Source organism: Larkinella arboricola, from assembly GCF_003259745.1.
GTDB classification, from domain to species: domain Bacteria; phylum Bacteroidota; class Bacteroidia; order Cytophagales; family Spirosomataceae; genus Larkinella; species Larkinella arboricola.
Genome location: NZ_QLMC01000001.1, coordinates 639426 through 666310 on the forward strand (window position 1 = coordinate 639426; position 26885 = coordinate 666310).

Below are 26885 nucleotides of genomic sequence, written 5' to 3' on the forward strand. Positions count from 1 at the left end.
AACCGTTAGGAGACTCTGGAAACCGGATGAGCCTGGCCGCTGTTTTCCAGTTCCCGCAGTTTGGCGTACTTCACCACCGGATACATGGCCGAAAAAAGTGACCAGATAAAGCCGGGATACCCGTTCAGGAAATTCTGTTTGAGCAGGTATTCCTTGAGAAAGGTGATCGGGAGCCGAAAGACAATCTGGGCAATGGAACCGTGTCGGCCCCGGCTTTGCAGATCGTGGGCTCCGGCGGTGGTGTAGCGGTTGAATTTCTCAAAATATTCGTGCAGACTACCGTAGCTGTCGTGCAGCATGTGGTGCGTCAGTTTGCCAACCGAACCCTGTAGCACCACATCTTCGTGAACCCGGGCCGAATTGTAATTCCCAAACCGTTTGTCGAAAAGCCGTAGGTGCGGCATTTTATATTCTCCCCCGTAGCGCATCAATCGTCCCAGAAATACCAGCGAAATCGGCACTTCAAAGCCCCGGAAGCTGAGTGTACCGGCTTCAGCTTCCGCCAGCCGAAGCTGAATTTCTGACCGGAGGGCATCGGTCACCACTTCATCGGCATCCACCACCAGCACCCAATGATTCCGGGCCTGATCCACGGCAAATCCTTTCTGCTGACCAAACCCGTTGAAATCGCGGTGCAGCACCCGGCAGCCAAAGTGCTGGGCAATCGCCAGAGTCTGGTCGGTGCTGCCCGAATCGACCACGACAATTTCATCGCACCAGGTTAATGCACCGAGCACGGCGGGCAGAATCCGGGCGGAGTTGAACGTAATCATTACGGCACTGACGGGCGGGGAACTGGATACGGGTGATACGGACATAAAACGACTAAAATCGAGATGGGACTACAAATGACTGTTTTTCAATGTAAAAATCAAATTTTAGCAGATTTCTAAGAACTTATTGCGCCCCGTATTCAACAACTGTTTGATAGTTATGTAGTTATTCCACAAGGGTTTCGTAAACTACTTTCATCCCGTAATTTTTCGATTGTATTCCTCCCTCAATCCGATAACTTTGTTAACTCACTTTTTTGTTCATCATACGTCAAGTTATAAATAAGTCAATAGATCATGGCTCAACCTGAAGCACTCGAACCGATACTGCAAGAGGACCCGCTCCGGTTTGTTCTATTCCCCATTCGGCACCACGACATCTGGAAAATGTACAAACAGCACGAGGCATCGTTCTGGACAGCCGAAGAAATCGACCTTTCACAGGATCAGCGCGACTGGGAAAACCTGACCGATGGTGAACGGCATTTTGTCTCGCACGTGCTGGCATTCTTTGCTGCATCCGACGGAATTGTCAATGAGAATCTGGCGGTCGGGTTTCTGTCGCAGGTACAGTATGCCGAAGCCAAGTGTTTCTATGGTTTCCAGATCATGATGGAAAACATCCATTCGGAAACCTATTCGCTGCTGATTGATACCTACATCAAAAATCCGGTTGAGAAAGACAAAATGCTGCGGGCCATCGACACCATCCCGTGCGTGAAACGGAAAGCCGACTGGGCCATGCGGTGGATCGAAAACGGGTCGTTTGTTGAGCGCCTGCTAGCGTTTGCTGCGGTGGAAGGGATTTTCTTCTCCGGTTCGTTCTGCTCGATTTTCTGGCTTAAAAAGCGGGGTCTGATGCCCGGTTTGGCGTTCTCAAACGAATTGATTTCGCGCGATGAAGGGCTGCACCGCGACTTTGCCTGCCTGCTTTATACAGACCACATTCAGAATAAGCTGCCGGAAGAAGATGTGTATGCGATGATTAAGGATGCCGTCAGCATTGAACAGGAGTTTGTGACGGATGCGTTGCCGGTATCGCTGATCGGCATGAACGCGGATCTGATGAATCAGTACATCGAATTTGTGGCCGACCACCTGCTGGTATCACTCGGTTTGAAAAAGGTGTATAACTCAACCAATCCGTTCGATTTCATGGACATGATTTCGTTGCAAGGAAAAACCAACTTCTTCGAGAAGCGTGTTGGTGAATACCAGAAAGCGGGCGTAATGGGATCGACGAAGGAAAAAGAAGATCAGAAAATTACGTTTGACGCTGATTTCTAATCCAGTATCAAACCGTGTCATAAAAAAGAGCCTACCGGAAGGTAGGCTCTTTTTTATTTTAGCAGACTCCCCAAACCGCTACATCCAGAACGGTTTTGGCCTTATCAGGAGACATTGACAACGGGTTGGGCATCGGAGGTGTCCAGAAATTCTTTTTTAACAATTTTTGCCGTTTTATGGTCGCCCGTATGGTTCCAGCCCGGGGGCATGATGATGTAAAGCAGCTTGTTTTTCAGTCCGGGGGCTTTCCGGATGTCTTTCGCCAGCGCATAAAATTCACCGAAATAAACATCCCAGAAATTTCCCGGATTCATCTCCCGCGTAATACCGTATTCCATCGGTACTTCTTTTTTCTCGTGTTGCAGCGTTCCGAATACATGGTCCCAGATATTCAGAAGGTTACAGAAGTTGGTGTCCATATACAGCGGATTCTTGGCGTGGTGAACCCGGTGGTGCGAAGGCGTCAGGATGATTTTGTGCAAAAAGCCCAGCCGACCGTCTTTCAGAATGTTCTCGCCAACGTGGATCAGCGCCCCCCAGGTTCCGTCGATAAACATGATGAGAAACAACAGGACGGGGTTGACACCCAGCAGAATACAGATGGTGGTTCGAATAATGTCGGCGTAGGGCGCTTCCAGAAAGAAGTGGGCGTACGTTACCGAAAGGTTCATGTCTTCCGGAGCGTGGTGGGTCGAATGCAGGCACCAGAAAAGCCGGACCTTGTGGCCCAGATAGTGGTAGACGAAGTGGGCCAGTTCCCAGACAACATACCCGTACAAAAACCAGTACCAGGTCGGTGTGGTGGTGATGATCGCGTATTTTTCAAAGAGACCGATACACAGCGCCACCATCGCAAAGGAGAGGTAGCGTCCGATAAATCGGTTAAAAACGATGATCAGAAACGATATTTTGTAATTATCAATCTTGAATCGCTTATAAAACGAGGCCCGGGCAATTTCGATAATCAGCAGCAGCGGAATCAGGGGTGACATGGCCGACCGGATACCATCCCAGGTAAGCAAGGCGGAATAATCGCCGGATTTGAACATTTTTAGCCATGATCCGACGCCGAAAAAGGAGAGAAATTCGTCGTAAATGGTTTGAAAAAACTCCATAGCCAGTAAGTAGTTTAGTGAAGAGCGCAAACAAACGGTTTCATTATAAAAAATATTCAAGCAAAAATACAAATTTTTCTACTTGGGTGAAAGCATTAATGGGACGATTTTGCCTTACTGGAAAAGGGAGGAAAGTAAATAGAAGCACCTGATTTGGAAGTTGTTAATTCATCCGGACAGAACTTCCCTGATTTTAACAATCTGGCGGTTTTTGGTCTGGGTTTAGCCTTGTATTTCTGTGAGAAAAAGTGTTATTTTGCGGGTCAGATTTTTGTGTAACTAACATCGTAATGGCTTTAATTAACAAAATCAGGGAAAAATCGGGCGTCGCGGTAGGTATTATTGCCGTCAGTTTGATTTTATTTATTGTCGGCGGGGATTTGCTCGGGTCTCAGAGCCTGTTTGGAGGGCAGGATCAGACGGTAGGCGAGATTGCCGGGCAGGAGATTTCATACCAGGAATTCAATGCGAAAGTCGATGAAGCCCGGGCAGCTTATGAGCAGCAAACCGGTCGGCCTGCTACGGAGCAGGATCAGGTTCAACTCCGCGATCAAGCCTGGAACCAGTTTATTTTAGACATTGCTTACGCGAAAGAGTACGACGCTCTGGGTCTGGCCGTTACCAAAGAAGAACTGATCGACATGGTGCAGGGTAACTACATCAGCCCCGCCATCCGGCAAACCTTTACGGATCCCCAAACCGGAGCTTTCGATAAAAATACAGTTATCAATTACCTGAAAAGCCTCAAGACCTTACCGGCCGAACAACAAATGGCCTGGACGAACTTCGAGCGGAATCTGAGCGCCGACCGTATGCGGGTCAAATACGAAAACCTGCTCCGATTGTCGTCGTTTGTGACCACCGCCGAAGCCCAGAAAGAGTATCAGGCACAAAATACCCGCGCCGATGCCAAATTTCTGCTGGTTCCGTACTACGTCGTTCCTGACACAACGGTGAAAGTTACCGATAGCCAGTTACAGGACTACCTCAACAAGCACAAAGACGAATATAAGAGCTATAACAGCCGGACGCTCCAATACGTGACGTTCCCGGTGGCTCCCTCAAAAGAAGACAGCACGGCTTTGTATGATCAGATCAAAAGCCTGGCCCGTGGTTTGGCCGCTGCACCCAATGACTCGTCGTATGCCCGGATGAACTCTGATATTCAGGCTCCGTTGTACATGACGCTGGGCGAAATGCCGGAACAGCTAAAAGCTACCGTAGGCACCTTTGCTTCCGGCGGAGTTTACGGTCCGTATAAAGAAGGAAACACGTATTTTATTTACAAATACAGTGGTACGAAAAAAGATACCAACTTCACGGTTCGGGCCAGCCACATCCTGATTCGGGCCGCCGGTGGCGACACGGCCAAAGCCGCAGCGCGTACCAAGGCCGAAGGAATTCTGAGACAGATTCAGGGAGGTGCTAGTTTCGAAGCATTGGCGGCTGAGAACAGCGCCGATGGATCACGTCAGCAGGGCGGTGATTTGGGGTACTTCAAAAATAACAACCAGATGGTGAAGCCGTTCCAGGATGCGGTTTTCAGCTTCAACGGAACGGGTTTGATTCCGCGTCTGGTTGAAACCGAGTTTGGTTTTCACATTATTAAAATAACCGAGCCAAAAACCAACACCCTGTATCGGATTGCCACCATTGGTAAAACCATTACGCCAAGTCAGGCTACCCGCGACGAAGTGTACCGCAAAGCTGAACAGTTCGCAACGGAAAGCAAGTCGAAGGATGATTTTGACGAGAATACCAAAAAAGACAAAACATTGGTGGTCGCTACTGCCGAACGCATCCCGGAAAACGCAACCAGCGTTAACGCATTGGGTAATGCCCGTGAACTGGTTCGCTGGGCCTTCAATAAGGATACGGATATTAACGATGTTTCATCGGCAATTGAAGTAGACGACCAGTATGTGGTGGCTGTTCTGACCGGCGAAACGTCCGAAGATGAAGTTTCAATTGAAAACTTCCGTCAGGAACTGACAGCGAAAGTCCGCAACCAGTTGAAAGCTGAACAGATCATTGCCAAGCTGGGCAGTGCATCCGGCACACTTGAATCCATTGCGCAGAAATACGGCGCCGGGGCTCTGGTAGAAACCGTGCCGGATATCAACATGGCGACCGGTTTTCTGAAAAGTGCGGGTGTTGATCCGCTGGCCGTTGGTAAAATCTTCGGACTGAAAGCCGGCAAACGTTCAAAACCGTTTGCGGGCGACGCGGGGGTATTAATCGTGGAAACAACGAAAGTGACCCCGGCTCCGTCGGTTGCCGATTATACGGTTTACAAAAACCAGTTACAGCAAAACGCCAGCAGCCGGGCCGGTTTCATGATCAATGAAGCCATTCGTGATAACGCCGATATTAAAGATCGTCGGGCTAAGTTCTATTAATCCGTTCGAGATAATGCATAAAAAAAGCGACCCCAGCCGGGTCGCTTTTTTTATGCCCAAAAGAAGTTTACTGATTTTTCAGGAAGGCTACCAGCTTCTTAAACGCCTGACCGCGGTGGCTGATGCCCGCTTTTTCGTCCATGCTCATTTCCGCAAAGGTACGATCATAACCGTCGGGCTGGAAAATCGGGTCGTAGCCGAAACCGCCCGTGCCGCGCGGTTCGGTCAGAATCTGGCCCTCTGCAACGCCTTCAAAAAGGTGATACTGGCCGTCGATGACCAGCGTAATGACGGTTCGGAAGCGGGCACTCCGGTTTGAGACACCGGCCAGATTGGTCAGCAGCAGGTTTAGATTACGCTCGTAGCTTCGCGGATGGCCGCCATAATAAGCCGAGTGAACCCCCGGCGCACCATCCAGCGCATCGACTTCCAGACCCGAATCGTCGGCAAAACAGTTGACCTGATAATGATCCCAGACGTGTGTGGCTTTCTGTCGCGAGTTGCCGGGTATCGTGTCCTGCGTTTCGGGGATTTCTTCAAAACAGCCAATATCATGTAAGGTTTTCAACTCGAACTGATCACCCAGCATGGCCGAGATTTCGGCCAGTTTACTGGCGTTATTGGTGGCAAAACAAAGTGTCATAGACAAATGGTTAAAAAAATAGGCTGTCCCGTGAAAGACAGCCTAAATGTATAGGAAAGAAACGTTACTTCGAACTCACCACTTCCAGTTCAAACGCAAGTGGCGCATAGGGAGGAATGGTGTAGATTCCGGTTGTCTGGTTGAGACGCCCCGTTGGCCCGTATCCAATCGAGGACGGTAGTACGATGGTGGCTTTCTCGCCAACGCGCATTTTCACCAGCGCTTCATCCCAGGCTTGAATAACGGCCCCGGTACCAACGTTAAATTCAGAGCCGTCGGCGCTGGCGTCAAACTGGTTGCCGTTCAAAAGCTTGCCGGTGTATTTCACTTTCGCCGTCTGCCCCGCCTTCACCTGCGCCGAATCCGCCGGTGATTTCTTGGTCAGGAGGAACCGCAGTCCCGATTCCGTTTTTTCGGCAGCCGTCAGTTTATTCGCTACCAGATAATCCTGAATCTGCTCGTCTTCCGTCCGGACGCTAACAACCTTAATATCGTACCGAACGGGCGTGTAAGCCGGTAACAGCAAATTGCCGCCCTTGTTGTCGGTTGGGTCGTAGGGAGCCAGTATGATGGCTTCTTCGCCTTCTTTCAGTAGTTGCAGGCTTTGGTATAGCCGGGCGGTGATGCCCCTTGTTACTCCAACCGTGGCAAGGTTAGGAATGCCAGCGGCTGTTTCTGAACTATCCACTACAACGCTGTCCAGGCGGCTCTGCGTAAAAAAGAATTTTACTTCATCGCCTTCCTTTGCCAACTGCCCGTTCTCCACGGCTTTCGTCCGGATGATATACAGGCCGGTTAGCTCGTTTTTTTCCGCTTTTGGTCTAAGGTTGGTTTTATCGAGATAGGCAAGAATATCTTCCTCGTTTTCGCGTCGCTTCCGTTCGTTCAGAGCCTCACCCGGATCGGGCTGGCAAGCCATCTGCGCGGTTAAGAGCCCAATTAGTGAAACGGCAACGCTCCATTTCAGCCAATTTTTTGTCACATTCATGTTACGCGTATAGATAAAGGTGGTTCTTCTCACGGTCTTCTGTTTCTAAACAACGAACCCGATACCGGATTCCGTATCGGGTTCGTCGACAGATTTTAGCAACCGATTACCGGCCGCCCTGCGGCATTTGTGGCATTTGCGGTGGCGTCGGTGCGGCTCCTTTCTTGATGTCAACCAGTTCCACGTCGAACATGATGACGGAGTTAGGCGGAATGGCACCCGGAGCGCCTTCCGTACCGTAGGCCAGGCCCGACGGAATAATCAGCGTGCCTTTAGCACCTTTGCGCAATTGGCGAATGCCCTCTTCCCAACCCGGAATAACGGCGCCCTGGCCCAGCGGAAAGTCAATACCGGCCTGGGTTTGTGGTTGTTTATCGGAGCTGTCGAATACTTTACCGTCCATCAGCTTGCCCGTGTATTTCACTTTTACCACATCTCCGTTGGCCGGTTGCGCACCTGCTCCCGGCTGCGTAATGACGTAATACAGACCTGACGCCGTTTTCTGGGCGGCCAGTTTGTTTTTCGCTACGTAATCGGCGATGGTTTTGGCATCGACCCCTTTCTGTTTTTCCCGAAGCTCCACCTGAGCTTTCTGGAATTCTTCCATCGACTGGATATCAATCACTTTGATGGTATAGGCAATGTCGGAGCCTTTCGGAATAAACGGCGGCAGGGGCTGCATGGACCGTGCCGCAATGGAATCGGCGTTCACATAAATGGTGGCACTGTCACCTTTGCTCAGCAGGGCCAGACCTTCTTCCAGGCTGCCTTTAAACGTCGAAGCCTGTAGGGGCTGTTTTACGGGTGAGCCGGTGGTATAGCTGCTGCCCAGCGTCGAGTCCTTGCTGTTTTTAACCGTAATATTAAATGTCATCACGTCGCCGACTTTTGCCTTGGGCGTGTCTTCAACATCTTCGTGAAACTTGTACTTCAGACCGTTCTCGGTTACTTGCACCCGGTTGTTGTCGCAGGCAGCCAGAGCAGCTACCAGCAGAGAAAGTGTACCAATGGATTTGAGATTCATGAAATTAGAGTTTGTAGTTCGTAGTTTTTGGTTAGAATTTGTGGTTAACTACACACCACAAACGGTATAGTGTTACTAGGTTAAACGGATTCCAAGAGTTGTTCCTGATACGCGGGTAATACATTTAACAGTTTTTCTTCGGTTTCCCGCAACGTCAGGGTGGTTCGGCCACCAGCGGCATTCTTGTGGCCGCCACCGTTGAAATGCTGGCTGGCCAGATCGCGCACCGAAAAATCGCCCAGCGACCGAAACGACATTTTTACTTCATCGCCCCGGTCAATCAGAATGGCCGCCATCACAACGCCTTCCACAGCCAGCGCCTGATTAACCAGCCCTTCGGTATCGCCCATTTTCGACCGGAACCGTTTGAGTTCCGCGTCCGTAATGGTGATGTAGGCAAAGCGGTATTCCGGCAACACCACCAGCTTTTCCGATAAGGCATAGCCGGTAAACCGCAGTTTATCCAGCGATACATTGTCATAAATCCGGCGGTGAATCGGGCTTACTTCGATTCCGATGTCGATTAGGTCGGCCACAACCCGGTGTACGTCGCCCGTGGTGCTGGCGTGCCGGAACGAACCCGTATCCGTCATGATACCAGCGTACAGGCATTCGGCGATCGGTACATCAATGAGTGCCTTGTCGCCAATCTGGTCAATGAGCCGAAAAATCAACTGGGCCGTAGCCGCAGCCGAGGTATCCCAATAGGTGAAATCCGCAAATGCTTCGGGTTCCAGATGATGGTCGATCATCACTTTTTTGGCGCGCGACTGCCGCACCATCGGCTCCAGATCACGAATGCGGTTCAAGACCGAAAAGTCGAGGCAGAAAATAACGTTGGCCTGCTCGAACAGTTGTGTAACCTCAATCCGTTTTTTCTCCTCAAAGACAATGACTTCGCTGTTTCCGCTGAGCCAGTTCAGATTGTCGGGATACTCGGTCGGAGCAATAACCGTTACCCGGTGGTTCCGTTTTTTCAGATAGCCCGCCAGACCCAGCGACGACCCCATGGCATCGGCATCGGGGTTGAGGTGGGTTGTAATCAGCACCGTCTGGGGCTTCTCAATTAAATCACGGATAGCGTCGAAGTCTTGCATTTATAAATCATCCCGTGGAAACGGGTAAGTATCAATTCACAAAATTACGAAGAATTGTTATCTAATCTTTATACCTTTGAAGCCAAATAATATTTTGGCTCACTTCCGCATGACGACTAACCGTACGTTCACGATGATTAAGCCCGATGCCGTAGCAGAGGGCCATTCCGGTGCAATCATTAAAATTATTGAAGAAGCCGGTTTTCGAATCGTTGCCATCAAGAAAGTTCACCTGACCAAAGAACGCGCCGGGCAGTTCTACGCCGTACACCAGGAGCGGCCTTTCTACGACGGTTTAACAACGTATATGTCGTCGGGGCCCATTATTCCGATGATTCTGGAAAAAGACAATGCTGTCGCTGATTTCCGCAAACTGATTGGTGCAACGAATCCGGCCCAGGCCGAAGAAGGTACCATCCGGAAACAGTTTGCCAAGTCTGTGGAATCCAATGCTATTCATGGTTCGGATTCAGATGAAAACGCAAAAATTGAAAGCGATTTCTTCTTTGCCGGGCTGGAGCAGTTCTGACCGCTGATTGTCTTGAACCAGGATTACACAGATTAACGACGATTGGCAACACAAGCATCCCTGTTATAGCCTGATTAATCTATTAATTTGCGTAATCCCAGTTCCGAATAGTATTTGCAGAAGTGCGTCAAGGCGCATTCTGTACACTTTGGGGTGCGGGCAATACAGACATACCGTCCGTGCAGAATCAGCCAGTGGTGCGCTTTGGGCACATACTCCTTCGGGATGTAAGGCATCAGGGCCTTTTCAACAGCCAGCGGAGTAGTGGCGGTTCTCGGAACCAGACCCAGCCGGTGCGACACCCGAAATACGTGCGTATCGACGGCCATCGTTGGCTGATTAAAAATCAGGGAGGTAATGACATGGGCGGTTTTGCGGCCCACCCCCGGCATTTTCTGCAACTCTTCCACTTTAGCCGGGACTTCCGAACCAAACTGTTCGGTCAGCACTTTTGCCATACCGACCAGGTGCTTGGCTTTGTTGTTTGGATACGACACACTCCGAATATAACTAAACACCTCTTCGACCGACGCTGCCGCCAGTGATTCGGGATCAGGAAACCGCTCGAACAACGTGGGCGTTACCTGATTAATCCGCTTATCGGTGCATTGAGCCGACAGGATAACCGCAACCAGCAATTCGTACGGATTGCCGTAATTGAGTTCGGTCTTTGGTTCTGGAAAGTTCGTAGTGAAGTAATCGAGAAACAGGCGAAAGCGTTCTTTCTTTTGCATGATGCAACTATAAACCCCTCCGATCAACTCTGATAATCTCTGATCAACTCTGTGTAACAGGAATGAAAGTTATTACACAGAGTTGATCAGAGATTATCAGGGAAAATCAGAGAAAACGAAAACCCGTCGAGCCGTAGTCAGGCGGACGGGTTTGGCGAATAATTCCTAGAAAAATTCAGGATATTTTGAATAGAGGCATTCGATGGAGTGCGTTCGATTTTGTTCATCAAACACTTGATTTCCAGCGTATCCAGGTAGAAATTCATTAATTCTGGTTCGGCCATCAGGGCGTCTTCAATCAACAGATTTTCCTCTGCGGAAGTCTCCTCATAGACGTACCGGATCACGTCATCGTTGGTAAAGATTTGTATCATAGTATGGGGAACGTTTGCTTAGTTGCTTACGCAAATTAATTAAAGCATAACGCATTCTCCCCAATGCCGTATTGATACTGACTCCGGTTGCGTCGGCAATTTCCTGGAAACTCATTTCCTCGTAATGCCGCATAATCAGAACCTGTCGTTGCTGCTCGGGCAGCCGTTGAATCAGCTCACGCAGATGTTCATGTGTTTCCTGCCGGATCTGCACCGATTCAATTGAATCTTCAGCAAATTCCAGCGAGTTGAACACATTACTACCATCTTCAAACACTACATTGGGGTAGCGTTTTTCCTTCCTAAAAAAATCAATAGCCAGGTTGTGAGCGATCCGTATAATCCAGGGTAAAAATTTACCCTCTTCGTTGTACTTACCTGATTTAAGCGTTTCGACGGCCTTGATAAAGGTGTCCTGCATTAAATCTTCGGCAACGTACTGGTCTTTTACAATCAGATAAATCGTGGTATAAACTTTCGACTTATGGCGCTGAACCAACTTCTCGAAGGCTTTTTCACTACCGCGGATGTACAGGGATATAAGCTCACTGTCGCTAACCTGCAATTTGTCCATTTTTCAGTAATCAGTTAGGTAACGTAGAGCGTTGTATCGATAGTGTGTGAGCGTTGGGATTTTTAGTGAATGATCTGATTCTTTTACTCAAAGTAAAATATTTTCATTGTACTTTGCAATACCCGGAAGAATTATTTTCATAATAATCGGTCAAAATATTGCACTTTATTAGGCAAATCGCAAAAAAACGGCTGATTATTATTAATTATTCGATTTCGGTCTTATTCAATGAATACTTTGTACTTTTCTTGTGCCGTTTTTTGGGTAGACCCCAAAGTGTACAAAAGAGTTTAAATCGTTTAAAATTATTTCAAAAAAATTAGGGCCGTATCCGGTAAGGAATTGACCAGAACGGTGCGGCACGAACCCAATATACGACGTTCGTCTAGTTTCGGATTAGAAAAGCGTTGAAAACTTATCCATGCGTTTTTTAGGCCCCACCGACGGCTCGTATAATCACTTTACCAAGTTGGACGTTATCGGGTAATAAAGGAGCTTTTGATGGAGTAGCTCCTACTTTAGTAGCTTATGTATAAACATCTTTTTTTTGATCTGGATCACACACTCTGGGATTTTGAACGCAATTCGACAGAATCCCTTTGTGAATTATACGAGACGTTCCGGCTGGCAGAAGTTGGCGTGGCGTCGGCCGACGTGTTCAACCAGCACTTTACGGTCATTAACCGGCAGCTCTGGTCGGATTTTGACAACAACCGTCTGACACACGCCCAGATTCGGGAACGGCGTTTCCGGCTGGTGATGGAAGCCGTTGGGGTAACGGATCATTCCATTTGCGACGATATGAACGAGCGGTATCTGCAACTGCTGCCCCGAAAGCCGCATCTGATGGAGTCGGCAATTGAAGTACTGGAATACCTGAAAGATCGGTACGTGCTGCACATCATCACCAACGGTTTTGATGAAATTCAGGCGCTGAAAATGGCCAGCTCGGGCCTGACCGACTATTTTCAACACATCATTACCAATCAGAAAGCAGCCGCCAAGAAGCCCGACACCCGTATTTTTCAGTTTGCGCTGGAAACCTCCGGGGCGTCGTTGCGCGAAAGCCTGATGATTGGCGATAATTACGAAGCCGACGTGTGCGGGGCGCTGAATGCCGGTATGGATGTGGTTTATTACAACACCGCCACCTTGCCGATTGAAGGCCCGAAGCCGACGTACGAAATTCAGCACCTGAAAGAATTGATGGCCATTCTGTAATCGCCGTTATGCAGTTAAACAACACCACAGCCCTGATTACCGGCGGGGCTTCCGGCCTGGGCGAAGCCACGGTTCGGCTGTTTCATTCGCAGGGTGCCAATATTGTCATTCTGGATTTAAACAAAGAAAAAGGCGAAGCCCTGGCGGTCGAGCTTCAGGAGCGGGTACGGTTTCTGCGCACCGATGTAACCAGCGAGTCCGACGTTCAGGCGGCTGTCGATCTGGCTCTTCAGGAGTTTGGGAGTTTGCAGATTGTCGTCAATTGCGCTGGTATTGCCGAAGCCCGCAAAACCATTGGTAAGGTGGACAATGCCTACGGTCCTCATTCGCTGGCGGTTTTTGAAAAAGTTGTTAAGATCAACCTGATCGGAACGTTCAACGTTATCCGGCTGGCGGCTTTTGCTATGGAAAAGAATCTGCCCAATGCGGAAGGGGAGCGGGGGCTGATCATCAACACGGCATCGGTAGCGGCTTACGACGGCCAGATCGGGCAGGCGGCTTATGCGGCTTCGAAGGGCGGTATTGCCAGCCTGACCTTGCCCGTGGCCCGTGATCTGGCCAGAACCGGTATCCGGGTTATGACCATTGCACCCGGTTTGTTTGAAACACCGCTGCTGATGGGCCTGCCCGAAGAAGCGCGGATTTCGCTGGGGCAGCAGGTGCCGTTTCCGTCGCGGCTGGGGCGGCCGCACGAGTATGCAATGCTGGCCAGAGCCATCGTTGAAAATCCCATGCTGAACGGCGAAGTGATCCGACTGGACGGTGCCATCCGAATGGCACCGAAATAACGCTTTTGATCCTTTACGGTATTGTATCAGCCGTTTCCCACCCGATTGGTTTGCCGAAAAAATGGCCTTCACTGGCTACCACCGCAAACCGGGCAAACAGTTCTTCTGAATACCAGCGCCGTTCGCGGGTCCGCCGGACAACCTCCTTGTGCCCACTTTCCCGATACGCAAATCGCTCAATTGTTTTGGCGTCCTTCCAGACGCTGACGGTACATTGCTGCACCAGCGGTTTTTCGCCCACGCCCAGGGCCAGCAGCAGGTCATCAGCGTGGTTTTTCAGGCGCTCACGGGCCTGTGGAATGTGTCGCCAGAAATCGGGTAAAGCGGCCAGCCGGACGGTGGCCCTCGTCAGAACCGCAATCGGAAAACCGTCAGGAGCCCGTTCCGACGAAGAGTCAAACGGGTTTTGGCCGTCCCAGGCGCCGTGCGACCGGAGCGGGTGCAGATAAAGTGTTCCTACCTCTTTTGTGTGCTGGCAGATGCGTTTCCAGCGGTTGGATTCAAAGAAAAGCCGGGCGGCTTTTTCGTCGGTCCACACACCCAGAAAAGCGTAGGCCGACATGTCTGGTATTAGCCCAAAGTTTCGGCCGCAACCCATCATTTTCTGGAACCGCAAGCCGTCGGCCTGAAAAGGTTGCATCATCCAGCGGCCCATGTTGGCAAAGGCCCCGTACCAGCCGCGGGGCCGATACCGTAATAGCGTAAAGGTAACGATCACTGTAAGAGAACGGTTGGTTACGTGCCGTTTATAGTATTACCCGGATAGGGACGGCTTGTTTGCTACCCGGTGCTTTTTATTTTTAATCCGGAACGTGATAAAATTACGGAGCGAAGCAGTTTCCAGGTGTTATAGTCTACCAAATTGGGGTAATTTTTTCCAGGAATCCGTGGACATTTATCCACAAAAAAGCCGTCTCGACCTGGGTGGTCAAGACGGCTTTTTCGGTTATCGAACGCCAAACGGCTTATTAATTTCCGTCGTTATCCAGTTTTTCACCGGCTTTATCAAACGCATCACCAATGTTCTTACCGGCTTGTTTGAAGCCTTTCTTTACATCTTTCCAGGCCGCTGCGGTGGCGTTTTGTGCTTTGTCCAAATCCTCGCCAAGTTCTTTACGTTCCTGTTCCAGATCGGCCAGTTTTTCACGGGATTTGGCTTTGGCTTCCGCTCCTTCCTGCTTCATATCGGCTTTTAATTTGTCGATTCGGGCGTCGAGTTTGCGTTGCGCTTCCTTCATATTGGCTACTGCCTTATCACGTTCCTCCCGGAAGTCGGCAGCGGCTTCATCGCCTTTGGCCTCCATTTTATCACCTGCTCTTTCGGCGTCCGCTTCTACGGCTTCGCCGGTATTTTCCATAGCATCTTCGGTGCGGGATTCATTTTTGCCGTCATTTTGGCAAGCCGTCAAGGAAAGGGAAGCTATAACTAATGCGGCACCAGCCAGGGCTCGGATCTGTCGGAATGTCATGATGACCTTTTTCATCTCTCTGATTGATTGGTTTGTAAAAGGTCGTTGGCAAAAGAGATGCCAGATGAAGTCATAAGCCAGGAGTGATGAACGGCCTTGGGCGAACCCATTCGTCATTCATAGCTCATCATGCCTTTCCATTTGATGGCACAACCGATGGCTTTTGCCGTGGTGGTGACTACGGGTCGGCCCGCCAGCAGGTTGTTGACGGCCTCTTCGACATACCGCCGTTTGACCGCCGAGGCCAGTTGAGGGCTATCGTCAATAGCGCCCGTATACTCGATGGTGAAGCGCCCACCAGCCTGTTTCAGCACGAATGCTTCCGGAGTACGGGTGGCCCCAAACTGGCGGGCTACAGTCTGTGCTTCGTCTGATAAATACGGGAATGAGTAATTTTTTTCCTTTGCCCGGGCTTTCATATTCTCAAATGAATCTTCGGTGTAAGCCGCCGGATCGTTGGGCTGAATCGCCACAACCGGGAACCCCTGCGGGGCGTATTTTCGATCCAGGGCAATCATCCGTTCTTCGTAGGCTTTCGAGAACGGGCAGTGGTTGGTTGTAAAGATGATAATTACGCCTTTTCCGTTTTTATAATCCGACAGCGAAATCATTCGGCCGTCAACGTTTTTCAATTTAAAATCCTGCACAGCGTCGCCGAGCGGGTAAGTCCTTTTTTTATCGGAAGGAGGCTCCGGAGCAAAAGTAGCCGCTACTGTGGTCATCAGTACAGCCAGCAGGCTGATCCACGCTTTCATGCATATGTATGGGTTAAGCAAAAACATCTCGTTACAGAACCGTGCAGTGCCGAAACCCCAAAGATGCTTCCGGCAGGGAAACTCACGACCGACAGGTTCTGCGCGCTGTCGGTTATGTCAGGGAAAGCTACACAAAATTCATGCTAACCAGCAAAGAACCAAGAAGTTTCCTAGCAAATTAACATTTCTCAGGATTAGAAGGTTCTGTTTTCTTTTTTCAAAGAAAAAGCCCTATATTTGCACCTCATTTTTGAGAAACAATATTTTCTGAATCAATCATGTATGCAATCGTAGAGATCGCAGGGCAGCAATTTAAAGTAGAGAAGGGCCGTTACGTCTACACCCACCGGTTGGAAGGCGATACGGACGCTGCACTTGTGTTCGACAAGGTTCTTCTTGTCGATAATGACGGTACTATTTCGGTAGGCGCCCCGACCGTCGCTGGCGCTCAGGTTTCCGGTAAAATCCTGGAACACCTGAAAGGCGAGAAAGTGATCGTCTTTAAAAAGAAACGTCGGAAAGGCTACAAAAAGAAAAATGGCCACCGTCAGTATCTAACCAAAGTATTAATCGAAGACATTACTGTTTAATATCGTTTACGATTTAAGGTTTAAGCCGTAGTGACTTTTAACCGTAGACCGTAAACCGTAAACTTTTCTAAAAAAATGGCACACAAGAAAGGTGTAGGTAGTTCCAAGAACGGCCGTGACTCGATCAGTAAACGCCTGGGTGTTAAACTGTTTGGTGGTCAGGCCGCCATTGCTGGTAACATTATCGTTCGTCAGCGCGGTACCAAGCATCACCCCGACAGAAATGTTGGCATCGGCAGAGACCACACGTTGTTTGCGCTGATCGATGGTCAGGTTCAGTTCCGTAAAGGCAAGGGTGGTCGTTCCTTCGTGAGCGTGGTCCCCGCTGGTACCCCGGCTGTTGAAACGGCTGCGGTAGAAACGGTAGCTGCTGAATAAGCTTCTGAAGTTATTCCAGTCGGAATAATCAGCGTATACGAAAAAACCTGCTTGGCTCTGCCGGGCAGGTTTTTTCGTATACGCAAACTAATCTTTTCCGGCGGCTGTTTCTTCTATACCGGTTCGAACTAACTATTGAAACGTTAAAAAATGACAACTTCGCTATATCCTCCAGTTTCGCTGTACACCGAAAGCAGCCCAAACCCCAACTCCATGAAGTTTGTGGTCAACTTTCCGCTGGCTCCGGAAGGGCTTTCGTTTGATTATGCCGATGCATCGGAAGCCATTGCTACCGGAAAAAGCTCGCCGTTGGTAGTTGCTTTATTTGGCTTTGATTTCGTAAAGCGGGTGTTTATTGCCAGCAATTTCGTTACGGTTACAAAAGATGACGAAACCGAGTGGGAAGAGGTGCTTTTTGAACTCAAACACTTCGTTCGGGCGTATTTCAGTGACCAGAAACCGGTATTTGCGCAGCAGACGGTTGATGCCAATACGACGAAAGTAGAAGCCGATTCGCCAACGGTTCAGAAAATTAAAGCCGTACTCGATCAATACATTCGGCCCGCTGTAGAATCCGACGGGGGCGCTATCAGCTTCCACTCCTTCAACGAAGAGGACGGTACCGTTAAAGTTTTGCTGCAAGGCTCATGCAGCGGTTGCCCTTCCTCTACGCTAACGCTGAAAGCCGGTATTGAAAATCTACTGACCCGATTAGTACCTGATGTAAAACAAGTCGAAGCGGAAGGCGTTTAAGGAAATGATGAATGATGGTTTGAAAATGGTAACTTGGCGTGTTGACAATTATCGTTTGTAAACCATCATTCATCATCATATTCTGACCTTTTTCGCTTATGAGCTTGCGGCTGTTGTCCTGTATTCTTTGCTTTTGCCTTTTCGCTTCTTCCAGCAAGGCCCAGAATTTCCTGGGCGTGTCACCCAGTCCGTACGGGGGAACGCAGAGTCTTTATCTGAATCCGGCGTTTGCCGCGGATTCGAAATACGGCTTTTACCTGAACATTGGAGCCGGAAACGCCCACCTCAACAACGATTACTTTCGCTACCAGGCTCCGTATTCGCTTCTGGGGCTCGTTCTGAAGCGCGTGCCCGATGAATACCGGCTGTCGGATGGTGCGGTCTTATTCCGGCCCGAATACCTGGGCGAAACCGGAAATGGTAAGGCCAAATCGGCGACGGCCTGGACGGACCTGCGCGGACCATCTCTGTTGGTTCGGCTGGGCGAAGGGGCCGCTATTGGCCTGACAACGCGTCTGCGGGCCACTGCCCAGATCAACAATGCCTCCGAAGCGCTGCTGTCGGTGGTGCGGGCGGGGCTGGAAGATCAACGGTTTTATAACCTGCCAAACCGGGATAATCAGTTTACGGTCAATACCAACACCTACGCCGAACTGGGCCTGACGCTGGCGGGTGCTATCATTCGCAACGATGATCAGCAGCTTTCAATTGGGGTTACGGTAAAACGGCTTCAGGGTATTACGGCCGGTTTTTTTAAAAACAACGGTCTTTCGTACCGTGTGCTGGCTGATTCAGTTCAATCCGGTGAGTATTACCTGCAAGTCGATGAGCTTACTGCCGAACTGGGTTATACCACGTATTTGCAGGACCGGGGGCGTTCCGTAACACTTCGTCAGCTTTTTGATGGTAACAATCCCGGTCGGGGCTGGGGGGCTGATATTGGAATTTCGTACCAGCTAAAATCTGTCGATAATCCGGATACGTATGCCCTTCGGCTTGGCGTTGCCTTGACGGATGTGGGTGCCATTCGGTACCGAGACGACCGGTATGTACGGCAGTATTCGATTGATGCCGCCAATAAACGGTTTGAGTCGACGGATTTTAACGAAGTTTCTGGCAGCGAGGAAATTGCTGACGTGATTACGAACCGGCTGGGCCTGACCGAAGCCAACAATACCGGGCGGTTTACTTCAGGATTGCCAACGGCTCTTTCCATTAACGCCGACATAGCGATTGGCAACGGCTTTTACCTGACGGGCACCTTATTGCAGGATGTTCGGCCCAAAGATGCCATTGCCATTCGTCAGCCTTCGCTGGTTTCGGTAACACCCCGACTGGAAACCTCGGCTCTGGGTGTAGCCATTCCACTAACGCTGATCAACAATTCGTTTGTTGCGGGCGCATCCATCCGAATTGGGCCGGTTTTTCTGGGAACCGACAATTTGTTTGGTATGATTGGCAGTAATTCCAATAAATTGCGCCCGCGCGGTGCCGACATCTACGCCGGTTTGGCGATAGCAAGTCTGCACCGGAAACCGTAGCAATTGAGCGTAATGAGGGTCTTTAACGTTTTTGCAGTAGCATTTGTCCTGATCATACAGGCCGTGGTTTGCAGCGGCCAGGGTAATCCGGTCGAAGAATATACCGTCCAGATTGAAACAAAAGAACGCAGTGGGCAACCCGTTCCGGCCACGCTCACGATCACCAACGAGGCTACCCGGAAGGTGCAGCGAGGGACGCTGCGATCTGGTTCTTATACCGTTGCGCTTCCGGCGGGAGGGGTCTACCGGCTCGATGCAACGCATACCGGATACCGTCCTGCCCAGAAAATTCTCCGGCTCGACCGGGTTGTCGATCCCAATCAGGCCCGGCAGACCATTGTCCTGGTTATGGAGCGGGAAATTTCGAGCGAATCGCCGGTCAACGTTACCGTGATTGATTACGATACCAGACAACTCATCCGGCAGGTACTCAACGTACAGATTCAGGAATTTGACGGAAAGCGGGTTATCATGACGGGGCCACCGCGTGACGGGCGTTTTACGTTTCTGGCCGGATTTGGTCAAAAAATCCGTTTTACGGTCGAAACGGCGGGCTACCAGCCTTATACGTATGTTGTTGATGTGAAAGATCAGCACGACATTACCATTCCGCTGCAACGCGCCCGAAATCCAGTGGTCGCTCAGGCAGCGCCAGCTTCGGAGACGGTACCGCAATTGACGGCACCAACAATGGCTCCGCCGGTTGCTACTGCTCCTGTAACAACCACCCCGCCCGCTGCCGCAACACCGGCTTCAACAACTCCTCCGCCGAGTACGTCAGCATCGAAACCAGAGGGTTCGGACGTGCCACCAGCCACTGTCAATACGGATTTATCAACCCTGACTTCCGGCAAAACGGTTACGCTTAACAAGGTGTATTTTGACCAGAGTAGTTATCTGCTCCGACCGGAGTCTTACGGCCAGCTGAACCAGTTGGTTGCTTTGCTGAAAAGCCGTCCGGGCGTACAGATTGAAATTTCCGGGCATACGGATAATGTAGGAGATCCACGGCTGAATCTGGCGCTTTCCGAAAACCGCGCCCGCGTGATTATGTCGTATCTGGTTGCTAACGGGATTGCCGAAAACCGTCTGCGTTATAAAGGCTACGGCCCGGCCCGGCCCATTGCCGCCAATGATACGGAGGAAAACAAGCAGAAAAACCGCCGGGTAGAGGTCCGGCTTCTGGAATGATTACTTGTTGGAGGAAGCTGATGCAGAATTGAGCCAATGTTGGTATACTTCCCGCATTAATTCCTTAATTTCATCAAAGTAGAGTGGTTTGCTGATACAGACTGTCGCACCCAGATCAATGCATAGTTCCATCTCGTCCTGATTCTGCGTATTGACAAACAAAACAACCGGAATGCGTTCCCAGAGTGGATTCTCTTTGATTTTGCGGAGCGTATCAAAGCCGCTTAGACCCGGCATGTATTTATCCAGAATAACAATCCATGAGTTCAGTGAGGTGACCGATTGATCGGTTTCCTGCTGCATAAAATTCAGCAGACGTTCCCCACTATCAAATTCCTGAATCGGTGCGGCCATTTGCATCGATTCAAGTGCCATCCGCATCAACATTCGGTCTTCTTCATCATCATCAACCAGTAGGACAATTGGTTTATGATTAGAATTTGTATACGATATTTCCATACGATCTAGTTTTGTACACAAACTACCACAAAAGTCGTTAATCACAACCAACGTAAAAACCCATTCAATAGAAAAAAGATATTTGTTGAATGATTCTTAAACAAAAGTTGCACAGCCGGTCAGCTAAAGACCCTTTTAAGGGTATAAGCAACAGTCTGGTTTTTCAACGGGTAATCAGCACACTGCCGCTCCGGTGAGGTTGCGAATCGCCGGGTTTAATCACATAGTGGTAAACGGCGGGGGGTAAATCCTGACCGTTGCTCCGACCATCCCAGGGTTGCAGGTAGCCTTTAGACACAAAAACCGGATTACCCCAGCGGTTGTAGACTTCTACAGTACAGTTCGGATAATCGGCAATGCCCCGGATCACCCAATTGTCATTCAGCCCATCGTTGTTGGGGGTAAAAGCGTCCGGAATGTAGAGGGCAGTGATGACCGTAACGGTTAACTGAGCGGTAAATTCACAGCCTTGCGGGGTGGTGACTTTTACCCGGTAGGTGGTCGTGGTGTCGGGACTGGCGTAAGGCCGGGCGGTTACCGGGCTGCTCAAACCCATAGAGGGTGTCCAGACATACGTAAGGGTGTCAATGCTGGTGGGGTTCAGTTGAACCTCGCTACCCCGCCGAACGGTCACGTCGGAAACGGTGATAAACGGAGCGGGCAGGACCTGCACGGTTTGCTGCGCCCGACCCGGGCAAGCATTTCCCGCCTGCGACAACGTATAGGTAATGACGAATTGCCCCGGCCCGGTTTTGGACGGATCAAATTCCGAAGCCGATACCGCTCCGGCGGCCCGCCCAATGCCCGTGAAGGTACCACCACCGGGTTCGGCCTGCAACGATAACCGTTCGGTTGCGTTTTCACAGATGGCCGGTAAGCGAGTCATCGAAACCGTCGGGGCCGTGTTGAAAGTAAGCCGAATACCGTCTGAGACGGCCTGACACTGGTTGGTATCGGTAACGGTCAGTACGTAATAACCGGGTTGGGTGGCAGCCAGCGATGAGGTTACTTCCTGATTCAGAATCGTTCCGGTATTCTCCCATTGGTAGCGGTACAACGGATTAGCGACGGCATTTAAACGAATTGTATCGCCGGAGCAGGCCGTTGTGGTGGGCGGAGGGGTGATGACCGCGACCGGTTTGGGATAGACCTGAACCTGAACACTGTCGGTAACTGTACAGCCGGTTATAGCACTGAAAATCTGAATCTTGAATTCGCCGGTTTCGTGGGGTTGATAATCCGATTCGCGGGCGTCCGGTATCGGCTGGTCGTTTTTGAACCACGCGTAGGTATAGCTGCCTTCGGGCGCTTTCAGAATAACCGATCGACCGTCGCAAAACGCGGTGGGCCCGCTGGCCGTTAGCTTCAGTTTTTCCGCTTCGGTCATATCCACCCGGACGCTGGTTTGCGCCGGGCTGGGCTTGCCGCAGGTATTTCGGTATTTTTTGATAACCGTATAGTCGCCGGATGCTTTGACAACCAGGGTAGCTGTGGTATCGCCTTCCAGATTCTGACCGTCGCGCTGCCACTGAAACGACCATTCCGCTGATGATTCGGTCCGGAGTGTGATTTCTTGCCCCTGACAAACCGAGACGCTGGTGACGATTCCACCGGCGTCTTCTTCAATATGGGCATTGACGGGGGCATGCGCCAATTGGATAACGGGGGCAGGCGGGGTATTAGTGGGGCAATCGACCACGGCCAGTTGGAAATCGCGCCGGACTGCGCCGATCCGTTGGCCGTTCCGGAATTCCTCACACAAAACCGCAAAGGCAAACAAGCCAACCTGACTGGCCGTGACGTTCAGTTGCCCGGTTTCCGAATTAATGCTGAGGGCGGGGGCGCCCGGAACGGCATTTTCTGCACTGAACCCCGGTCGCCAGCCAACCGTCGGATAGGCCGAACTTGGCTGGTTGTCATACGCCGTGCCCTGATCGGTAAAACCTTTGTAGGGTGTTACCAGCGAGTATTTAAGTTGATCACCGTCGGCGTCGGTCGCCTTGAAGCTGAAGCTGAACGGTTGTCCTTTACACGCATACTCGCCGGTCGGAATCGAGAAAGTAGGTGAGGAGTTTGGCGTTGTTTTCGGCGACGGAAAATCCAGGTAGAAAACCATTCCGGATTCATCGGCCTGCGTAATATTATCAATCGCACCGCTGCGGCAACAAACCCCGTGGACCACGTAATAACCGCCCGGATCGTCGAAACGGTCTGCCGAAAGTTCGATGTCCTTGCTATAAACAACTTCGCGCAGTTTCAGGGGGCGCAGTTGGGCACACGCCTGATTCGAAGCAGCCAGCGGCTGCTGATTAAGCAATGGGAGCTCAAATTCGCCCATTTTCAAATTATCCCTCCGGCGGTAAATGGCCAGTTTAACGGTTGGCTTGATGTCGCCCGCACGGCTGTTCAGGTCGTCAATAAACAGATTGAGTGATAAGGTAAATTGATCGGCTGTTCCCGGTCGGGTGAGCCGGACGTTGCCACCAACGATATGGGAGGCTGATAGCCAATTGGTTAAGCCAAGTAGAAGGAGAAGTAAAAAAAAAGTATTCCGTTGAGTCATAGACTGCGCGCTGTCCGGTAAATTTCTCGCAAAAAGTAAGCCATTGTCCAAATTATCACAAGTGTCGATCGGAGAAAAGTTGTCCCTTTCCTGTTTTGTATACGGATTTAAGCTCCAGACCGGTGATCAAATGGGGTGAAAAACCGTATCTTTTAAGAAAATTTGTAGCTTTGGTTAATCAGAAGAACCTGGCAACAGAACGATTCCGGGCCAACGAAATTGTTCTACAAACAGAGGTATGACGGAGCGCATCACGTTTTTCGACACAAAGATTGAATTTTTAAAGGGCGTAGGGCCTCAGCGGGCTGCACTGTTCAATACCGAACTCAATATTTTCACGTACCGGGACCTGCTTCAGTATTACCCGTTCCGACACGAAGACCGCACGCGTTTTTATACCATCGCCGAAATCAACGACGCTCTCCCGGCGGTTCAGGTTATTGGCCGCATCCGCGACTGGGTTATTGCGGGCGAAGGACCCAAAAAACGGCTCGTGGCTACCTTTACTGATCATACGGGTTCGATGGACCTGGTGTGGTTTCAGGGCATTTCGCATTTCGAAAAATTTCTGCGGGCGGGCACCGAATACATTGCCTACGGGAAAGCCATCGCCTTTGGCAGTACGTATAGCATCACCCACCCCGAGCTGGACCCGCTCACGCCCGAAAGCGAACAGAACAGCACTTTCCAGCCCGTTTACAACCTGACCGAAAAGCTGCGTCGGATGCGGGTAGACAGCAAACTGATTGCCCGAACCATGCGTCAGTTGCTCGAAGTGGCTTATCCGCATATTCACGAAACGCTGCCGGATTCGCTGCTGGAACAATACCGCCTGATTTCGAAAGCCGACGCCATTGAAAACATCCATTTGCCTAAAAGTCAGGCGTGGCTGAAACAGGCCGAACGGCGGCTGAAATTTGAGGAGCTGTTTTACAACCAGTTGCGGCTGATCAAGAATAAGCTGGTTCACAAAACCGAATATCCGGGTCAGGTTTTCCGCCATACGAAATTAGTAACCCGGTTTTACAAAGAATTCATGCCGTTCGATCTGACCGGTGCCCAGAAGCGGGTGTTGCGTGAAATACATACCGATCTGGTCAGCGGCAAGCAGATGAACCGGCTTTTACAGGGGGATGTAGGAAGCGGCAAAACCATTGTGGCATTCATTTCGATGCTGATGGCCATCGACAACGGCGCGCAGGCCTGTATTATGGCTCCCACCGAAATTCTGGCTGATCAGCATTACTACGGCCTGAAAGTGTTCGCCGACCAACTGGGCCTGAACATCGGGCGGCTCACGGGTTCGACCCGCACGAAAGGCCGCCGGATCATCCATGAACAGTTGCAGAACGGCATGATGCACATTATCGTCGGGACGCACGCGCTGCTCGAAGATGCCGTACAGTTTAAAAACCTCGGCCTTTGCATTATCGACGAGCAACACCGTTTCGGGGTGGCCCAGCGCGCCCGGCTCTGGAACAAAAATCAGGAAATTTACCCGCACATGATGGTCATGACGGCCACACCGATTCCGCGAACGCTGGCGATGACGCTTTACGGTAACCTCGATCTGTCGGTTATTGATGAATTACCGGCGGGGCGCAAACCCATCAAAACCGTTCACCGGTACGACACGCACCGGCTGGAAGTGTTTGGCTTCATGCGGCAGCAAATCGAGCAGGGGCGGCAGGTGTATGTGGTCTATCCGTTGATCGAAGAATCGGAAAAGCTGGATTTCAAGGACTTGATGGACGGCTACGAAAGCATTGCCCGGGCGTTTCCGAACCACCCCATTGGCGTCCTGCATGGACGGATGAGCGGGTACGACAAGGATTTTGAGATGGAGCGGTTTGTGAAAGCGGAAACTAAAATTATGGTGGCAACAACGGTTATCGAGGTCGGTGTCAACGTTCCGAATGCCAGTGTCATGGTGGTGGAAAGTGCCGAACGGTTTGGGCTGGCGCAATTGCACCAGTTGCGGGGGCGTGTGGGGCGGGGAGCCGAGCAATCGTATTGTGTGCTGATGACCGGTTATAAACTCAGCAAGGAAACCCGGACGCGCATCGAAACGTTGGTAAAAACCAACAACGGTTTTGAAATTGCCGACGTGGACCTGCAACTCCGTGGCCCCGGCGATCTTTCCGGAACCCAGCAAAGCGGTATTGCCGATCTCGTGCTGGCCGATCTGGCCAAAGACGGAGCCATTCTGACGGCCGCCCGCGAATCGGCGCAACGGATTCTGGAAGAAGACCCCGGCCTGGTGTTACCGCAACATGCGCCCATTCGGAATCAGGTTGAGATTCAGCGGGAGGGCGAAACGAACTGGAGTCGGATTAGTTAAGTCCGCTGATTAAGATTTTCTCTGTTGCGGACCGGCAGAACACCTTTCCGCAACAGAGAAGAGTGCAGCTTAGTGCGAGTCATCGGTTTCATGGCCCAGAATGACCAACCGGGTGGGTTGAGCCGAAACCTTGTGCTTCTTGATCTGAGCAAAGTCAGCCAGGTTAATCTGATGAACTTCGCCCAGCGCAGGAAGGGCAATGTAAGCGTACTTTTCGGTAGCTTCCAAAACGGGTTTGAACGTGTCGGCTGAAGGTGGCGCACCAATAACACTGCCTTCTTTCTTCAGGCTACCTGTTGACAGGTCGTAGATTTTCAGGGTTCCGTTAGTCAGTAGCAACAGCAAATTTTTACCCGCCCGATCCACTTTACACTGCATGATATCCGTTCCTTCGTAAATGGGTGTGATTTTATTTCCCACAATATCAATAAAGTAAGCACCTTTGGTGGCAACGAAGCCAATAAACTTCTTTACCGCAGCCGCTTCTAGAACCGTGCCCAGTCGAATATCACCGAATCCTTCAGGATTAGGAATGAGTCGCTGCCCGCCAGACTGAGTAACCACTAGCGCACCACCCGCTACCCCAAAGACGGCATTGGTCCCGTCGGTGGCATTACCGTGTAACCGGCTCACGGGCAACTTCGACGCAGAGACTTCTTTGCCTGTCGCATCTATGATTTTAACCCCGTGCGGCCCCGATAATTTTGACGCAGCATCCACAAATGTAACCGCATACGTACCGTTGTCAAATTTGGCCATTGCTCCGTGGTGCGCCGTCAGTCCGGCGTTGATTACTTTCATTTTCGCACCTGCCATGTGAAAGTCGGCTTCGTTGCCAATGCTCAGCGTGCCGTCACCATCGTTGAAAACCAGGGATTCGGTTCCCCTTGTTTTGAAGTGAGTCGGTTTTGGGCGGTCGCTGGTGATGGCGGCAAATTTGGGGGTACCCTTCACATCGACGTGGTCGCCGTGGTATTCCAGACCGCTGTCGAAGTACTGAACAAAATTCTGAGAACCGTATAGCAGGGCGGCAAACCGTCCGGATGCCGTTGTATACAACGCTGCGTTCGGATACTGGGCCTCAAAGGCCGTAACCGTGCCGTTGGCGGGCGTGATTTGGGTGAGCTGGTTACTGGTTCCATGCGCGACCAGAAGCCGTACGTGTTGGTATTCAGCGGCCGGTTGACTTGGAGATGGGTCATCGCCTTCTTTCTGACAGGACGTTAAGAGGGCGACCACACCTAGTAAGAGAGCCAGTTGGTAAAAGGAAATTTTCATGTTTTAAGAGTTTTATGCAAC

General features: G+C 50.8%; 26 protein-coding genes. 11 read left to right on the plus strand and 15 right to left on the minus strand.

Annotation, left to right across the window (positions count from 1 at the left end):
• Positions 1-5: 5 nt before the first annotated feature.
• Positions 6-818: a glycosyltransferase family 2 protein gene (locus tag LX87_RS02575; protein ID WP_111626601.1), complete on the minus strand. Its 813-nt coding sequence runs from the start codon at positions 816-818 to the stop codon at positions 6-8.
• Positions 819-1070: 252 nt separating this feature from the next.
• On the opposite strand from LX87_RS02575, the gene LX87_RS02580 reads away from it, so the two are divergent.
• Positions 1071-2060 carry a ribonucleoside-diphosphate reductase small subunit gene (locus LX87_RS02580; protein WP_111626602.1) on the plus strand — a complete coding sequence of 330 codons (990 nt, stop codon included), beginning with the start codon at positions 1071-1073 and terminating at the stop codon, positions 2058-2060.
• A gap of 104 nt (positions 2061-2164) precedes the next feature.
• On the opposite strand, the gene LX87_RS02585 is transcribed toward LX87_RS02580, so the two are convergent.
• A complete protein-coding gene (locus tag LX87_RS02585; RefSeq protein ID WP_111626603.1) occupies positions 2165-3175 on the minus strand; it encodes a sterol desaturase family protein in 1011 nt (336 codons plus the stop codon).
• 290 nt (positions 3176-3465) lie between these two features.
• Here LX87_RS02585 and LX87_RS02590 point away from each other — a divergent pair, with 290 nt between their 5' ends.
• Positions 3466-5574, plus strand: a complete 2109-nt coding sequence (locus LX87_RS02590; protein WP_111626604.1) for a peptidylprolyl isomerase — start codon at positions 3466-3468, stop codon at positions 5572-5574.
• 67 nt (positions 5575-5641) lie between these two features.
• Here the strand turns inward: LX87_RS02590 and rdgB are convergent, their stop codons facing one another.
• From rdgB to LX87_RS02610, 4 genes are all read right to left on the minus strand, one after another.
• On the minus strand, positions 5642-6217 hold the full coding sequence (gene rdgB / locus LX87_RS02595; RefSeq protein ID WP_111626605.1) for an RdgB/HAM1 family non-canonical purine NTP pyrophosphatase: 576 nt from the start codon (positions 6215-6217) through the stop codon (positions 5642-5644).
• A gap of 64 nt (positions 6218-6281) precedes the next feature.
• The gene (locus LX87_RS02600; protein WP_111626606.1) at positions 6282-7205 is read right to left on the minus strand and encodes an FKBP-type peptidyl-prolyl cis-trans isomerase; all 924 of its coding nucleotides are present in this window, start codon (positions 7203-7205) and stop codon (positions 6282-6284) included.
• Between the two features lie 106 nt (positions 7206-7311).
• On the minus strand, positions 7312-8229 hold the full coding sequence (locus tag LX87_RS02605) for an FKBP-type peptidyl-prolyl cis-trans isomerase (RefSeq protein ID WP_111626607.1): 918 nt from the start codon (positions 8227-8229) through the stop codon (positions 7312-7314).
• Between the two features lie 80 nt (positions 8230-8309).
• Positions 8310-9326, minus strand: a complete 1017-nt coding sequence (locus LX87_RS02610; RefSeq protein ID WP_111626608.1) for a DHH family phosphoesterase — start codon at positions 9324-9326, stop codon at positions 8310-8312.
• Positions 9327-9435: 109 nt separating this feature from the next.
• On the opposite strand from LX87_RS02610, the gene LX87_RS02615 reads away from it, so the two are divergent.
• Positions 9436-9855, plus strand: coding sequence for a nucleoside-diphosphate kinase (locus LX87_RS02615; RefSeq protein WP_111626609.1), 420 nt, complete (start codon positions 9436-9438; stop codon positions 9853-9855).
• Between the two features lie 74 nt (positions 9856-9929).
• Here LX87_RS02615 and nth read toward each other — a convergent pair whose 3' ends face one another.
• From nth to LX87_RS02630, 3 genes are all read right to left on the minus strand, one after another.
• Positions 9930-10589: an endonuclease III gene (nth, locus tag LX87_RS02620; protein ID WP_111626610.1), complete on the minus strand. Its 660-nt coding sequence runs from the start codon at positions 10587-10589 to the stop codon at positions 9930-9932.
• 137 nt (positions 10590-10726) lie between these two features.
• Entirely contained in the window at positions 10727-10963 is a 237-nt protein-coding gene (locus LX87_RS02625; protein WP_111626611.1) for a hypothetical protein, read from the minus strand.
• Positions 10938-11537 (minus strand): RNA polymerase sigma factor, encoded by a 600-nt coding sequence (locus tag LX87_RS02630; protein ID WP_111626612.1) that lies wholly within the window; start codon positions 11535-11537, stop codon positions 10938-10940. Before LX87_RS02630 ends, LX87_RS02625 begins: the two co-directional genes overlap by 26 nt.
• A gap of 528 nt (positions 11538-12065) precedes the next feature.
• On the opposite strand from LX87_RS02630, the gene LX87_RS02635 reads away from it, so the two are divergent.
• Positions 12066-12758 (plus strand): YjjG family noncanonical pyrimidine nucleotidase, encoded by a 693-nt coding sequence (locus tag LX87_RS02635; protein ID WP_111626613.1) that lies wholly within the window; start codon positions 12066-12068, stop codon positions 12756-12758.
• Positions 12759-12766: 8 nt separating this feature from the next.
• Positions 12767-13546, plus strand: coding sequence for a 3-hydroxyacyl-CoA dehydrogenase (locus LX87_RS02640; RefSeq protein ID WP_111626614.1), 780 nt, complete (start codon positions 12767-12769; stop codon positions 13544-13546).
• A gap of 13 nt (positions 13547-13559) precedes the next feature.
• On the opposite strand, the gene LX87_RS02645 is transcribed toward LX87_RS02640, so the two are convergent.
• The 3 genes from LX87_RS02645 to LX87_RS02655 all read right to left on the minus strand — a co-directional run bounded on the left by LX87_RS02645 (position 13560) and on the right by LX87_RS02655 (position 15770).
• Positions 13560-14264, minus strand: a complete 705-nt coding sequence (locus LX87_RS02645) for a DUF3291 domain-containing protein (RefSeq protein ID WP_211325264.1) — start codon at positions 14262-14264, stop codon at positions 13560-13562.
• A 250-nt stretch (positions 14265-14514) separates the two neighbouring features.
• On the minus strand, positions 14515-15030 hold the full coding sequence (locus LX87_RS02650; RefSeq protein ID WP_111626615.1) for a sll1863 family stress response protein: 516 nt from the start codon (positions 15028-15030) through the stop codon (positions 14515-14517).
• A gap of 98 nt (positions 15031-15128) precedes the next feature.
• The gene (locus LX87_RS02655) at positions 15129-15770 is read right to left on the minus strand and encodes a thioredoxin family protein (RefSeq protein ID WP_111626616.1); all 642 of its coding nucleotides are present in this window, start codon (positions 15768-15770) and stop codon (positions 15129-15131) included.
• Between the two features lie 278 nt (positions 15771-16048).
• On the opposite strand from LX87_RS02655, the gene rplU reads away from it, so the two are divergent.
• The 5 genes from rplU to LX87_RS29070 all read left to right on the plus strand — a co-directional run bounded on the left by rplU (position 16049) and on the right by LX87_RS29070 (position 20223).
• Entirely contained in the window at positions 16049-16360 is a 312-nt protein-coding gene (gene rplU / locus LX87_RS02660) for a 50S ribosomal protein L21 (RefSeq protein ID WP_111626617.1), read from the plus strand.
• Positions 16361-16435: 75 nt separating this feature from the next.
• A complete protein-coding gene (gene rpmA / locus LX87_RS02665; protein WP_111626618.1) occupies positions 16436-16738 on the plus strand; it encodes a 50S ribosomal protein L27 in 303 nt (100 codons plus the stop codon).
• A gap of 150 nt (positions 16739-16888) precedes the next feature.
• The gene (locus LX87_RS02670; protein ID WP_111626619.1) at positions 16889-17491 is read left to right on the plus strand and encodes a NifU family protein; all 603 of its coding nucleotides are present in this window, start codon (positions 16889-16891) and stop codon (positions 17489-17491) included.
• 98 nt (positions 17492-17589) lie between these two features.
• Positions 17590-19032: a DUF5723 family protein gene (locus tag LX87_RS02675; protein WP_111626620.1), complete on the plus strand. Its 1443-nt coding sequence runs from the start codon at positions 17590-17592 to the stop codon at positions 19030-19032.
• 12 nt (positions 19033-19044) lie between these two features.
• The gene (locus LX87_RS29070; protein ID WP_229310525.1) at positions 19045-20223 is read left to right on the plus strand and encodes an OmpA family protein; all 1179 of its coding nucleotides are present in this window, start codon (positions 19045-19047) and stop codon (positions 20221-20223) included.
• On the opposite strand, the gene LX87_RS02685 is transcribed toward LX87_RS29070, so the two are convergent.
• Together LX87_RS02685 and LX87_RS02690 are read right to left on the minus strand one after the other, a co-directional pair.
• Positions 20224-20682: a response regulator gene (locus LX87_RS02685; RefSeq protein WP_111626621.1), complete on the minus strand. Its 459-nt coding sequence runs from the start codon at positions 20680-20682 to the stop codon at positions 20224-20226.
• 163 nt (positions 20683-20845) lie between these two features.
• Entirely contained in the window at positions 20846-23245 is a 2400-nt protein-coding gene (locus LX87_RS02690; protein ID WP_111626622.1) for a T9SS type B sorting domain-containing protein, read from the minus strand.
• Positions 23246-23483: 238 nt separating this feature from the next.
• Here LX87_RS02690 and recG point away from each other — a divergent pair, with 238 nt between their 5' ends.
• On the plus strand, positions 23484-25586 hold the full coding sequence (recG, locus tag LX87_RS02695; RefSeq protein ID WP_111626623.1) for an ATP-dependent DNA helicase RecG: 2103 nt from the start codon (positions 23484-23486) through the stop codon (positions 25584-25586).
• Positions 25587-25655: 69 nt separating this feature from the next.
• Here recG and LX87_RS02700 read toward each other — a convergent pair whose 3' ends face one another.
• A complete protein-coding gene (locus LX87_RS02700) occupies positions 25656-26864 on the minus strand; it encodes a hypothetical protein (RefSeq protein WP_111626624.1) in 1209 nt (402 codons plus the stop codon).
• Positions 26865-26885: the final 21 nt, after the last annotated feature.